11 protein-coding genes are annotated in these 12949 nt (G+C 60.1%); 10 read left to right on the top strand and 1 reads right to left on the bottom strand.

All coding sequences use genetic code 11. From position 1 onward, the window contains the following. Positions 1–13 precede the first annotated feature (13 nt). From ACIOU6_RS19600 to trpE, 9 genes are all read left to right on the top strand, one after another. Entirely contained in the window at positions 14–643 is a 630-nt protein-coding gene (locus tag ACIOU6_RS19600; protein ID WP_008085218.1) for a response regulator transcription factor, read from the top strand. Positions 644–997: 354 nt separating this feature from the next. After that, positions 998–2122, top strand: a complete 1125-nt coding sequence (locus tag ACIOU6_RS19595; protein ID WP_221731091.1) for an ABC transporter ATP-binding protein — start codon at positions 998–1000, stop codon at positions 2120–2122. Between the two features lie 48 nt (positions 2123–2170). Beyond that, positions 2171–3214 carry an ABC transporter substrate-binding protein gene (locus ACIOU6_RS19590; RefSeq protein ID WP_221731090.1) on the top strand — a complete coding sequence of 348 codons (1044 nt, stop codon included), beginning with the start codon at positions 2171–2173 and terminating at the stop codon, positions 3212–3214. A 196-nt stretch (positions 3215–3410) separates the two neighbouring features. Next, positions 3411–4658: an ABC transporter permease gene (locus tag ACIOU6_RS19585; RefSeq protein ID WP_401138663.1), complete on the top strand. Its 1248-nt coding sequence runs from the start codon at positions 3411–3413 to the stop codon at positions 4656–4658. A gap of 12 nt (positions 4659–4670) precedes the next feature. Beyond that, the gene (locus ACIOU6_RS19580; RefSeq protein ID WP_221731088.1) at positions 4671–5495 is read left to right on the top strand and encodes an ABC transporter permease; all 825 of its coding nucleotides are present in this window, start codon (positions 4671–4673) and stop codon (positions 5493–5495) included. 161 nt (positions 5496–5656) lie between these two features. Continuing rightward, positions 5657–6805, top strand: a complete 1149-nt coding sequence (locus tag ACIOU6_RS19575) for an iron-containing alcohol dehydrogenase (protein ID WP_221731087.1) — start codon at positions 5657–5659, stop codon at positions 6803–6805. 80 nt (positions 6806–6885) lie between these two features. Beyond that, a complete protein-coding gene (gene rpe / locus ACIOU6_RS19570; protein WP_401138662.1) occupies positions 6886–7560 on the top strand; it encodes a ribulose-phosphate 3-epimerase in 675 nt (224 codons plus the stop codon). Beyond that, positions 7557–8375, top strand: coding sequence for a phosphoglycolate phosphatase (locus tag ACIOU6_RS19565; RefSeq protein WP_221731086.1), 819 nt, complete (start codon positions 7557–7559; stop codon positions 8373–8375). Before rpe ends, ACIOU6_RS19565 begins: the two co-directional genes overlap by 4 nt. Positions 8376–8445: 70 nt before the next feature. Next, positions 8446–9927 (top strand): anthranilate synthase component I, encoded by a 1482-nt coding sequence (trpE, locus tag ACIOU6_RS19560; RefSeq protein ID WP_401138661.1) that lies wholly within the window; start codon positions 8446–8448, stop codon positions 9925–9927. Positions 9928–10036: 109 nt separating this feature from the next. On the opposite strand, the gene estP is transcribed toward trpE, so the two are convergent. Beyond that, entirely contained in the window at positions 10037–11944 is a 1908-nt protein-coding gene (gene estP, locus ACIOU6_RS19555) for an esterase EstP (protein WP_401138660.1), read from the bottom strand. Between the two features lie 407 nt (positions 11945–12351). Here estP and ACIOU6_RS19550 point away from each other — a divergent pair, with 407 nt between their 5' ends. Further along, positions 12352–12945, top strand: a complete 594-nt coding sequence (locus ACIOU6_RS19550) for an aminodeoxychorismate/anthranilate synthase component II (RefSeq protein ID WP_221731083.1) — start codon at positions 12352–12354, stop codon at positions 12943–12945. Positions 12946–12949 lie beyond the last annotated feature (4 nt).

The raw sequence follows: 12949 nt of genomic DNA, 5'->3' as shown, positions 1-12949 counted from the left end.
TCTGGAGAAGAACGTGATCCGTGTACTGGTAGCCGAAGACCACACCATTGTCCGAGAAGGCATCAAGCAATTGATTGGCCTGGCCAAGGACCTGCAAGTGGTGGGGGAGGCGAGCAATGGTGAGCAACTGCTTGAAACCCTGCGTCATGTGCCGTGCGAAGTGGTGTTGCTGGACATCTCCATGCCTGGGGTCAACGGCCTTGAGGCGATCCCGCGAATCCGTGCGCTGAACAATCCGCCGGCCATTCTGGTGTTGTCGATGCACGACGAAGCACAAATGGCGGCGCGGGCATTGAAGGTCGGAGCGGCCGGCTACGCGACCAAGGACAGCGATCCGGCGCTGTTGCTGACCGCCATTCGCAAAGTCGCGGCGGGCGGGCGCTACATCGATCCGGATCTGGCTGATCGGATGGTCTTCGAGGTCGGCCTGACTGATGCGCGACCATTGCATTCTTTGTTGTCGGAGCGCGAGTTCTCGGTGTTCGAGCGGCTGGCGCAAGGCGCCAACGTCAACGACATCGCCCAGCAACTGGCCCTGAGCAGCAAAACCATCAGCACCCACAAGGCACGGTTGATGCAGAAGCTCAACATCACCTCGCTGGCCGAACTGGTCAAATACGCGATGGAACACAAACTCCTCTGAAGATCAACGCAATCAAAAACGGTGGGAGGGGGCTTGCTCCCGAATGCGGTGCATCAGTCGCCAACTAAGTTGGATGACCCACTGCATTCGGGAGCAAGCCCCCTCCCACATGGAATCTCCACCGTGTTCCGGATCGTGGGCATATCTGTTAGCGACAGCGGCTAATGCCTGCTCTGTTGGCTCGCAGCTTGTCGCTCGCGGCTGCCTTGTCCAAACGCGCCATCCTTGTAGGGCAATCCCTACCCCCAACCTTCCATCCGGCTGAGGCGATTCTCTCCTGCGCCCCGATTTGCGTGCCTGTCAGCAGCCACTAGGCTTAACCCACAAGCAGTCATCAACAACAAAGGTGCGGGTATGAGCCAGGTCGATTCAAACGCAGGGGCCAGTGATGTGCTGGTCAGCTTTCGTGGAGTGCAGAAGAGCTACGACGGCGAGAACCTGATCGTCAAAGACCTCAACGTGGACATTCGCAAAGGCGAGTTCCTGACCCTGCTCGGGCCGTCCGGCTCCGGCAAGACCACCAGCCTGATGATGCTCGCCGGTTTCGAAACACCGACCGCCGGGGAAATCCTTCTGGACGGGCGTGCGATCAACAACGTACCGCCGCACAAGCGCGACATCGGCATGGTGTTCCAGAACTACGCACTGTTCCCGCACATGACCGTGGCCGAGAACCTTGCGTTCCCGCTGACCGTGCGCGGCCTGAACAAGAGCGACGTCGGCGACAAGGTCAAGAAAGTCCTGAGCATGGTTCAGCTCGACGCTTTCGCCTCACGCTATCCGGCACAGTTGTCCGGTGGTCAGCAACAGCGTGTGGCACTGGCTCGCGCGTTGGTGTTCGAACCGCAACTGGTGCTGATGGACGAACCACTGGGCGCCCTCGACAAGCAACTGCGTGAACACATGCAGATGGAAATCAAGCACCTGCACCAGCGGCTCGGCGTGACCGTGGTCTACGTGACCCACGACCAGGGCGAAGCCCTGACCATGTCCGACCGCGTTGCGGTATTCCATCAGGGCGAAATTCAGCAGATCGCGCCGCCACGCACCCTCTACGAAGAGCCGAAGAACACCTTTGTCGCCAACTTCATTGGCGAGAACAACCGCCTCAATGGCCGCTTGCTCAGCCAGAACGGCGAGCGTTGCGTGGTCGAACTCGGTCGTGGCGAGAAGGTCGAGGCGCTGGCGGTCAACGTCGGCCAGACCGGCGAACCGGTGACTCTGTCGATCCGTCCGGAGCGCGTCAGCCTCAACGGTTCGAGCGATCAATGCGTCAACCGCTTCTCAGGGAGGGTGGCGGAATTCATCTATCTGGGCGACCACGTCCGAGTACGCCTGGAAGTCTGCGGTAAGACCGACTTCTTCGTGAAACAACCGATTGCCGAGCTCGATCCCGGGCTCGCTGTCGGTGACGTGGTTCCGCTTGGCTGGCAGGTCGAGCACGTACGCGCGCTTGATCCTCTTTTAGAGGCGAACTGATCGCCCCGGCACTACCAACACCAACCCTGCACGTGGAGAGAACAATAAATGTTGAGATCCCTGAAGTTCACCGCCCTGACCCTGGGCCTGATGGGTGCGGCAAGCGCAATGGCCGCTGGCCCGGATTTGACCGTGGTGTCGTTTGGCGGGGCGAACAAGGCGGCGCAAGTCAAAGCCTTCTATGCACCGTGGGAAGCGGCGGGCAACGGCAAGATCATTGCCGGCGAGTACAACGGCGAAATGGCCAAGGTCAAAGCCATGGTCGATACCAAGAGCGTGTCGTGGGACCTGGTCGAGGTTGAATCGCCAGAACTGTCCCGTGGTTGCGACGAAGACATGTTCGAGCCACTGGACCCAGCGTTGTTCGGCAAGAGCGAAGACTACGTCAAAGGGGCGATCCAGCCTTGCGGCGTGGGTTTCTTCGTTTGGTCGACCGTACTGGCGTACAACGCCGACAAGCTGAAAACCGCGCCAACCAGTTGGGCTGATTTCTGGGACACCAAGAAATTCCCGGGCAAGCGTGGCCTGCGTAAAGGTGCCAAGTACACCCTCGAATTCGCCTTGATGGCCGATGGCGTTGCGCCGAAGGACGTCTACAAAGTGCTGGCCGGCAAGGATGGTCAGGATCGCGCGTTCAAGAAACTCGATGAGCTCAAACCCAGCATTCAGTGGTGGGAAGCCGGCGCTCAACCGCCGCAATACCTTGCTTCCGGCGACGTGGTCATGAGCTCGGCCTACAACGGTCGCATCGCTGCCGTGCAGAAAGAGTCCAACCTCCAAGTGGTCTGGAACGGCGGCATCTACGACTTCGACGCATGGGCCATCCCGAAAGGTCTGGACGCCAAGCGTGCCGAAGCGGCGAAGAAGTTCATCGCCTACTCGGTGCAGCCGCAGCAGCAGAAGACGTACTCGGAAAACATCGCCTACGGCCCGGCCAACACCCAAGCCGTACCGCTGCTGTCCAAGGATGTTCTGAAAGACATGCCGACCACCCCGGAAAATATCGCCAACCAGGTGCAGATCGACGTCAGCTTCTGGGCTGATAACGGCGAGCAGCTTGAGCAGCGTTTCAACGCCTGGGCGGCGAAGTAACCCGAGGGCTCGCCCTCCTGTGGGAGCAGGCTTGCTCGCGAAAGCGCCAGTACATTCAACATTGATGTGACTGACACGCCGCCTTCGCGAGCAAGTCGAATCGTCGCACCGTCGCCCCCACATTTGGATCTGTGTGCATCAATCGATCGAGGTGGTTCGCCACCTCTGTAACGATCAAAGATTTGCGGAGTACGTCATGGCCATCGCCGTTCCCCTGAACGAGGGCGCCAGCCCCACCTTGAAGCAGAAGCTCAAGCACGCCGAGCGGGTCAACCGCTGGAAGGCCCAGGCGTTGATTGCGCCGCTGGTGTTGTTTCTGTTGTTGGTGTTCCTGGTGCCGATCGTGGCGCTGCTCTACAAAAGCGTCGGCAACCCGGAAGTGGTCGGCGGCATGCCGCGCACCGTGACGGCCATCGCCAGTTGGGACGGTCGCGGTCTACCCGCCGAACCGGTCTACAAGGCTGCCAGCGACGACCTCGCCGAAGCCCGGAAAAACTCGACGCTGGGCGATTTGTCCAAGCGCTTGAACATGGAGTTGGCCGGCTATCGCAGCCTGCTGACCAAAACGGCCCGGGCGCTGCCATTTGCCAGCGAGCCGGCGTCTTATAAAGTCGCCCTGGAAACACTCGACGAGCGCTGGGGCGACCCGGCCTACTGGCAAGCGGTCAAGCGCAACACCAGTAGCATCACCCCGTATTACCTGCTGGCGGCGGTCGACCACCGCATCGACGACCTCGGCGAGATCGCCCCGGCCACCCCCGATCAGGCGATCTACCTCGACATCTTCGCCCGTACGTTCTGGATGGGCCTGGTCATCACCGTGATCTGCCTGCTGCTCGCCTATCCACTGGCTTACCTGTTGGCGAACCTGCCATCGCGCCAAAGCAACCTGCTGATGATTTTGGTGCTGTTGCCGTTCTGGACCTCGATTCTGGTGCGCGTCGCCGCCTGGATCGTGTTGCTGCAATCGGGTGGTCTGATCAACGGCGCCCTGATGGCGATGGGCATCATCGATAAACCGCTGGAGTTGGTGTTCAACCGCACCGGCGTTTACATCTCGATGGTGCATATCCTGCTGCCGTTCATGATTCTGCCGATCTACAGCGTGATGAAAGGCATCTCGCCAACCTACATGCGTGCCGCGATCTCGCTGGGCTGCCATCCGTTCGCCAGTTTTTGGCGGGTGTACCTCCCACAGACCTACGCCGGTATCGGCGCTGGTTGCCTGTTGGTGTTCATCCTCGCCATCGGCTACTACATCACCCCGGCGCTGCTCGGCAGCCCGAACGATCAGATGGTCAGCTACTTCGTCGCGTTCTACACCAACACCAGCATCAACTGGGGCATGGCCACCGCGCTGGGCGGCTTGCTGCTGCTGGCAACCGTGGTGCTTTATCTGATTTACAGCTGGCTGGTGGGCGCCAGTCGCCTGCGCCTGAGCTAAGGGGAATTTGAGATGCTGAGTCCTTACATGTCGCCCATCGAACGGGTGTGGTTCTACAGCTTGCGGATCCTCTGCGGCTTGATTCTGCTGTTCCTGATCCTGCCGGTGCTGGTGATCGTGCCGCTGTCGTTCAACTCGGGCAGTTTTCTGGTGTACCCGCTACAAGGTTTTTCGCTGCACTGGTATCAGGACTTCTTCGCCTCGGCGGAATGGATGCGGGCGCTTCGCAACAGCATCATCGTGGCCCCGGCCGCAACGGCGCTGGCCATGGTCTTCGGCACGCTGGCAGCGATCGGCCTGACCCGTGGCGACTTCCCCGGCAAACCGCTGGTCATGGCGCTGGTGATTTCGCCGATGGTCGTGCCGGTGGTGATCATTGGTGTGGCCAGTTATCTGTTCTTTGCGCCGCTGGGCCTGGGCAACAGCTTCTTCTCGCTGATCGTCGTGCATGCGGTACTCGGTGTGCCATTTGTGATCATCACCGTGTCGGCAACGTTGCAGGGGTTTAACCACAATCTGGTGCGTGCTGCCGCCAGCCTCGGTGCGTCGCCGTTGACCGCGTTCCGTCGTGTGACCTTGCCGCTGATTGCGCCAGGGGTGATTTCCGGGGCGTTGTTTGCGTTCGCCACGTCGTTCGACGAAGTGGTGGTGACGCTGTTTCTGGCCGGGCCTGAACAGGCCACGTTGCCTCGGCAGATGTTCAGCGGGATTCGGGAGAACCTCAGCCCGACGATTGCGGCCGCCGCGACCTTGCTGATCGCCTTCTCGGTGATCCTGCTGCTGACCCTTGAATGGCTACGCGGCCGCAGCGAAAAATTGCGCACCGCTCAGGTCTGAAGCCGTAAACGATCAAAACTGTGGGAGGGAGCAAGCCCCCTCCCACAAGGGATTTGTGTTGTGTGCGAAGTCTTGGGTTATTCATGACCTGAATAGCAGACAACCTCAAATCCCCAGCTAATCTTGTGCCCAGCTCCCCTATCTATAAGAGGCTGCGCACCATGAGTCTTTCTCAGTTCAAAATCGCTCACAAACTGATCACCGGCGCCGGCGCCATCGAGCAATTGGCGGCGGAACTCACCCGCCTCGACATCGACAACCCGCTGATCGTCACCGACGCCGCGCTGGTCAAATCCGGCACCGTTGAGCTGGCGCTGGTGCAACTGGGTGGGCGCGAGTACGAGATTTTCGACCGCGTGCTGCCGGATCCGGAAATCGCCATTGTCGAAGACTGCATGCGTGCGTACCGCGAAGGCGGGCATGACGGCTTGATCGGTCTGGGCGGCGGCAGTGCTATCGACATCGCCAAAAGCGTTGCCGCGTATGCCGGTTATCACGGCGCGCTGGAGGATCTGTTCGGCGTCGAACAGGTGCCACGCAAAGGGCCGCCGCTGATCGCCATCCCGACCACTGCCGGCACCGGCTCGGAAGTGACCAACGTCGCCATTCTTTCGGACAAGGTTGCGCAGTTGAAGAAAGGCATCGTCAGCGACTATCTATTACCGGACGTCGCGCTGGTCAGTCCGCAGATGACCCTGACCTGCCCACGCAGTGTCACCGCCGCCAGTGGCGTCGATGCGTTGGTGCATGCCATTGAGTCCTATCTGTCGGTCAACGCCTCGCCGATCACCGACTCCCTGGCCCTCGGCGCGATCAAACTGATCGCCAAGGCCCTGCCCAAGGCCTACGCCAACGGCGCCAACCTGCAAGCGCGGGAAGACATGGCCACCGCCAGCCTGATGGCCGGCATGGCATTCGGTAACGCCGGGGTCGGTGCGGTGCATGCGCTGGCCTATCCGCTGGGCGGGCGTTTCAACATTGCCCATGGTGTCAGCAATGCGCTACTGCTGCCCTATGTCATGACCTGGAACAAGATGGCCTGCGTCGAGCGGATGCAGGATATTGCCGAAGCCATGGGGGTGAAGACCGCTCATCTGAGTGCCATTGAGGCAGCGGATAAAGCCGTGCAGGCCATGACCGACTTGTGTGCAGCGGTGGAGATTCCCGCCGGGTTGCGCAGTTTCGGTGTACCGCAAGACGCGATCCCGGCCATGGCGTTGGAGGCCGCAGGCATTGAACGTCTGATGCGCAACAACCCACGTAAACTCAGCGCCATCGATATCGAGAAGATCTACCGCGCCGCCTACTGATCATCGCCGTCACGGTGCGCGCGCGGAAACTTGAGGTATACAATGCGCGCCATCGTGATTTAGCTCAGTAAAGGTGCGTCATGCAGCCCTTCGTAATTGCTCCGTCGATTCTTTCCGCCGACTTCGCCCGCCTCGGCGAAGAAGTGGACAACGTCCTCGCCGCTGGTGCCGAGTTCGTTCACTTCGATGTCATGGACAACCACTACGTGCCCAACCTGACCATCGGCCCGATGGTTTGCGCGGCATTGCGCAAGTACGGCGTCACTGCGCCGATTGACGCGCACCTGATGGTCAGCCCGGTGGATCGCATCGTTGGCGACTTCATCGAGGCCGGCGCCACCTACATCACCTTCCACCCGGAAGCCACGCTGCACGTCGATCGCTCGTTGCAACTGATCCGCGAGGGCGGCTGCAAATCCGGTCTGGTGTTCAACCCGGCGACCCCGCTGGACGTGCTCAAGTACGTGATCGACAAGGTCGACATGGTTCTGCTGATGAGCGTCAACCCAGGCTTTGGCGGGCAGAAGTTCATTCCCGGCACCCTCGACAAACTGCGCGAAGCACGGGCGATCATCGATGCGTCGGGGCGTGACATCCGTCTGGAAATCGACGGCGGCGTCAACGTCAACAACATCCGTGAGATCGCCGCCGCTGGCGCCGACACCTTTGTGGCCGGCTCGGCGATCTTCAATGCACCGAACTATCAGGAAGTCATCGACAAGATGCGTTCCGAACTGGCGCTGGCTCGCCCATGAGCGGTTTTGAGCAGCTGTTCCCGGGCAAACTGCCACGGTTGGTGATGTTCGATCTGGATGGCACGCTGATCGACTCGGTTCCCGACCTGGCAGCGGCGGTGGACAACATGCTGCTCACCCTCGGCCGCCAGCCAGCGGGCATTGAGTCGGTGCGCGAGTGGGTTGGCAATGGCGCACCGGTATTGGTGCGTCGTGCGCTGGCCGGCGGTATCGATCATGCCTCTGTGGATGACGTCGAAGCCGAGCAAGCGCTGGAAATTTTCATGCAGGCCTACGGCGCCAGCCATGAGCTGACTGTGGTCTATCCCGGCGTGCGCGACACGCTCAAGTGGCTGCAAAAGCAAGGCGTGGCCATGGCGTTGATCACCAACAAGCCGGAGCGTTTCGTCGCGCCGCTGTTGGACCAGATGAAAATCGGCCGCTATTTCAAATGGATCATCGGCGGCGATACCTTGCCGCAGAAAAAACCCGACCCGGCCGCGCTGTTCTTCGTGATGAAAATGGCCAACATCCCGGCCTCGCAATCGCTGTTTGTCGGCGACTCGCGCAGCGACGTGCTGGCCGCGAAAGCGGCGGGGGTCAAATGTGTGGCGCTGAGTTACGGCTACAACCATGGGCGGCCGATTGCCGAGGAATCCCCGGCACTGGTGATCGACGACCTGCGCAAGCTAATTCCCGGTTGCCTGGATCCGGCCGCTGAGATAACGTTGCCCGACGCTTCTCAATCCCCTTCTGGAAACGCCATCGTGGTGGTCACCCGCAAACTCTGGATGAAAGTCATCAAGGCCCTGGCCCGCTGGCGTTGGCGCGCCTGACTTGTTTCTGGCCGGCCTGCCGGCGCGTTTGCACACCTGACTGACAGCACCTCACACCACGAGGCATCTTATGATTCGCGAAGAATTCCTGCGCTTGGCCGCTGATGGCTATAACCGCATTCCGTTGGCCTGCGAAACCCTGGCCGACTTCGACACGCCGCTGTCGATCTACCTGAAACTGGCTGACCAACCCAACTCCTACCTGCTCGAGTCCGTGCAGGGCGGCGAGAAATGGGGTCGTTACTCGATCATCGGCCTCCCGTGCCGCACCGTGCTGCGGGTTTACGATCATCACGTCAGCATCACCGTTGATGGCGTCGAGACTGAAAGCCACGACGTTGAAGATCCGCTGGCCTTCGTCGAAACCTTCAAGGCCCGCTACAACGTACCGACCATTGCTGGCCTGCCGCGATTTAACGGCGGTCTGGTCGGTTATTTCGGTTACGACTGCGTGCGTTATGTCGAGAAACGTCTGGGCAAGTGCCCGAACCCGGATCCGCTGGGCGTGCCAGACATTCTGTTGATGGTGTCCGATGCGGTCGTGGTGTTCGACAACCTCGCCGGCAAGATGCACGCCATCGTATTGGCCGACCCTGCGCAGGCGGATGCCTACGAGCAAGGTCAGGCGCAATTGCAGGGACTGCTGGAAAAACTGCGCCAGCCGATCACCCCGCGTCGCGGCCTGGACTTCAGCAAACAACAGTCCGCTGACCCGGTGTTCCGCTCCAGTTTCACCCAGAACGATTACGAAAAAGCCGTCGACACCATCAAGCAATACATCCTGGCCGGTGACTGCATGCAGGTCGTGCCGTCGCAGCGCATGTCGATCGACTTCAAGGCGGCACCGATCGATCTGTATCGCGCCTTGCGCTGCTTCAACCCGACGCCGTACATGTACTTCTTCAACTTCGGCGACTTCCACGTCGTCGGCAGTTCGCCGGAAGTGCTGGTGCGGGTCGAGGACAACCTGATCACGGTGCGTCCGATTGCCGGTACTCGCCCGCGTGGCGCGACAGAAGAAGCCGATCTGGCGCTGGAAGAAGACTTGCTGTCCGACGATAAAGAGATCGCCGAGCACTTGATGCTGATCGATCTGGGTCGTAACGACACCGGACGTGTCTCGGAAATCGGTTCGGTGAAACTCACCGAGAAGATGGTCATCGAGCGTTATTCCAACGTGATGCACATTGTTTCCAACGTCACCGGCCAGTTGAAATCCGGGCTGACGGCGATGGACGCGCTACGGGCGATTCTGCCGGCGGGCACCTTGTCCGGGGCACCGAAGATTCGTGCGATGGAAATCATCGACGAACTCGAACCGGTCAAGCGTGGTGTGTATGGCGGCGCGGTGGGTTACTTCGCCTGGAACGGCAACATGGACACCGCGATTGCGATCCGTACCGCGGTGATCAAAAACGGCGAATTGCACGTACAGGCCGGTGGCGGCATCGTCGCCGACTCGGTGCCGGCGCTGGAATGGGAAGAAACCCTGAACAAGCGCCGGGCGATGTTCCGTGCCGTGGCACTGGCCGAACAAACCCCGGAAAGCTGAGCCAACACAAAACCCTGTGGGAGCGAGCAGGCTCGCTCCCACAGTGGGCTTTGTGTTCGGCAATAAAAAAGCGGCGCCTGCGAGGGCACCGCTTTTTTATGCGCGGGATTTAGAAGTCCAGCACGACTCCGACGTTAACCCCTTGCTGGGTAAAGTCATCGTCCTTGCGCAACGTATAACCGCCACGCAGCGCCAGATCTGCCGTCAGTTTATGGCTGACGCCCAGGCTCAAACGGTTCAAATGACTCTGCGGTGTGTAGCCTTCGAGTTTGAAGTCGTTGGCCGGCAGGGTATTGAGCGCGATGTTGACCTTCTGCACGTCATCCTCGTACTCACGTTCGTGGGCGTATTCACCAAACACCTGGGTTTGTGGGGTGATGTTGTACTTGCCCTGAATACCGAGGCCCAGACGTTTCGAATCACGCGCCTGGTCATCGAAGGTCAGTGCTGTGGCCCGGTTGCTTTTCTCTGAGTAACCATCGACATCCACGCTGGCGTAGTCGGCGCTGACGAACGGCGACAAATGCCATTCACTGCCCGGTTGGGCAATGTCGTATCCGATGCGGGTACTGAACGCCCACAGGTGGCCGTCGGTATCACCTTTCTCCGCACCTTCACTGACGCCCAGATCGAACTTGCGCTTGAGGTTGTCGTAGTCGAGTTTGCCACCGGTCAGCGCGGCGTCAGCCCACCAGCGATTTTGCTGGAACTGGGCGAAGGCTGTCGCCAGATAGCTGTTGAGTTTGTAGTCCGAATCGTTGTGGCCTGCCTCCAGATTCTGCCGGTAGAAACCTGCCGCTACGCCCACGCGCCAAGCATCATTGAGGCGATAGCTGCCCCCCACGTTGAGGTTGTAACCACTGCCGTCGGCGCTGGCGCCGCTGCTTTGGCTGTCGACATCCAGATGCTGGCCGCCGGCGGAGACAATGGCGCGCCACTGACCGACGGGTTGCCAGTTCTCCCAATCCGCTTTCCATTGAGTACGCAGTTCATCCTGGTGCGCACGCAGCGTGGCGTGGGCCATTTCCGGCAGCAGTGTCAGCTCCCACGGTGCGGCCAACAGCGAATAGGCGTAATCAGAGATCAGCTTCTGCCCGGCCTCGGTCGGGTGTACGCCGTCGTTGTAGATCAGCTTGCTCGGATCCGGCGTCGCACTGTTGATGCCGTAGCGGGCGTTCTCCGTGCAACTGCTGCCGCTGAAACAGGTCGCGGTCAGGTTCTGGTCGGTGGCCAGGCCAAAACGTCCGGGATCTGCGAAAGCTTCCGACAGGAGCACTGGAATATTCAACGGAATGATTTCAGCGTTGATGTCCTTTAAACGTGTCACCAGTTGGCTGTTGAACTGGCTGGCGAGTTGACTGCTGAGCGCCTGAAAAGGCGTACCGTTGATGGCCGGGGTCAAACCGACATCAGGCAACAGCCAGACCATCACGTATTTGGCGCCGGCCGTTTGCAGGGCTTGTACGCTGTCAGCCAATCGGTCGGCACCCGCGTTAGCCTGAGGCAGGCTGAGAATTCGACCTTGCAGGAAGTCATTGCCACCGCCGGAAATGTAGTACAGCGCATTCGGGTCGGCGCGCAAGCCGTTCGATGGCAAGTAGCCGGCGCGGGTACGTTCCCCCGTGGCAGATTGCGTGGTGATCGAGTCGAGGATCTGGTCAGTTCGATAACCCCCCACCGCCCAGTTGTTGCCGTCCGGCAGGCCTGCATTGGCGCGTTCAGCTGAACTGGAAGAGGCTGTTTGATCCGCCGTAAACCCGAGGCGTCCGCCCAGCAGTTGCGTGGAGTTCAGCGAGCGCAATTCACCGCTGCCATCCAGATAAACCGGGCCAGTGCGGTTGGTGTAGCGCTGGGTGGCGCCCGCCGGGCCGCCGGTGTCGGTGAATGTCCCGGCATCGTTGAGGCTGTCGCCAAAGACGATGAAGCTTGAGTAAGGATTGGGTGCTGCATACGCCTGGGCGCAGGCCAGGGCGAGCAAGCAACCGGCCAGCGGTACAAACAACGTCTGTTTGATCATGAGCAAGTCCGTTTATTTATTGTTGTAGGTGAACGAAACGACAGTACCAAAAACTTCCGGCCTTTTGCCATCGATCGCGAACCCCTCCATAGTTTTATGCCCTGCAAGCCCCGCCATATTGCACGCTCTGCCCAGCTAAGTTACTGTGCCGGAACGTATGAACGAGACCTTCCCCGTGTTGATCACCAGCAAACTTCTGGATCAAGTCATCAAGGCACACGCCCGTTGGCGTTGGCGCGCCTGAATCTTTTCTGCCGGCCCGGCCGGATTTGTATCGCTTTGCCTTCCTTGCCCGTTCGAAATGCCGCTTTGCCGACGCCATCTGTGCGTCCGACATCGTGCAGCGCCCTGCGGGCAAGTCATCTGAAGGCTGTCTTCAAGTCAGAATTCAAGAGGTTCGAAACGCCATGTTGCTGATGATCGACAACTACGACTCCTTTACTTACAACGTTGTGCAGTACCTCGGCGAGCTGGGTGCCGAAGTCAAAGTCGTGCGCAACGACGAATTGACCATTGCCGAAATCGAAGCGCTCAAGCCAGAGCGCATCGTGGTTTCTCCGGGGCCTTGCACGCCGACCGAAGCCGGCATCTCCATCGAGGCCATCAAGCACTTTGCCGGCAAGCTGCCCATTCTCGGCGTCTGCCTCGGCCACCAGTCCATCGGTCAGGCCTTTGGCGGGAATGTGGTGCGTGCCCGCCAAGTGATGCACGGTAAGACTAGTCCGGTATTCCACGAGGACAAGGGCGTTTTCGCAGGTCTCAACCATCCCCTGACCGTCACCCGATACCACTCGCTGATCGTCAAGCACGAAACCTTGCCCGATTGCCTGGAGCTGACGGCGTGGACGCAACACGATGACGGCTCTGTCGACGAAATCATGGGCCTGCGTCACAAGACCCTGAACATTGAAGGCGTACAGTTCCACCCCGAGTCGATCCTGACTGAGCAGGGCCATGAACTGTTTGCCAACTTCCTCAAACAAACCGGCGGCACGCGCTAAGGAC

This window comes from Pseudomonas sp. NPDC087615 (genome assembly GCF_044743445.1).
In the GTDB taxonomy this organism is placed as follows: domain Bacteria; phylum Pseudomonadota; class Gammaproteobacteria; order Pseudomonadales; family Pseudomonadaceae; genus Aquipseudomonas; species Aquipseudomonas baetica_A.
This window is presented reverse-complemented; position numbering and strand designations above follow the sequence as displayed.

Coding starts and splice junctions, on each gene's coding strand:
- ACIOU6_RS19595 (WP_221731091.1), top strand. CDS start 998: ATGAGCCAGGTCGATTCAAACGCAGGGGCCAGTGATGTGCTGGTCAGC.
- ACIOU6_RS19590 (WP_221731090.1), top strand. CDS start 2,171: ATGTTGAGATCCCTGAAGTTCACCGCCCTGACCCTGGGCCTGATGGGT.
- ACIOU6_RS19585 (WP_401138663.1), top strand. CDS start 3,411: ATGGCCATCGCCGTTCCCCTGAACGAGGGCGCCAGCCCCACCTTGAAG.
- ACIOU6_RS19580 (WP_221731088.1), top strand. CDS start 4,671: ATGCTGAGTCCTTACATGTCGCCCATCGAACGGGTGTGGTTCTACAGC.
- ACIOU6_RS19575 (WP_221731087.1), top strand. CDS start 5,657: ATGAGTCTTTCTCAGTTCAAAATCGCTCACAAACTGATCACCGGCGCC.
- rpe (WP_401138662.1), top strand. CDS start 6,886: ATGCAGCCCTTCGTAATTGCTCCGTCGATTCTTTCCGCCGACTTCGCC.
- ACIOU6_RS19565 (WP_221731086.1), top strand. CDS start 7,557: ATGAGCGGTTTTGAGCAGCTGTTCCCGGGCAAACTGCCACGGTTGGTG.
- trpE (WP_401138661.1), top strand. CDS start 8,446: ATGATTCGCGAAGAATTCCTGCGCTTGGCCGCTGATGGCTATAACCGC.
- estP (WP_401138660.1), bottom strand. CDS start 11,944: ATGATCAAACAGACGTTGTTTGTACCGCTGGCCGGTTGCTTGCTCGCC.
- ACIOU6_RS19550 (WP_221731083.1), top strand. CDS start 12,352: ATGTTGCTGATGATCGACAACTACGACTCCTTTACTTACAACGTTGTG.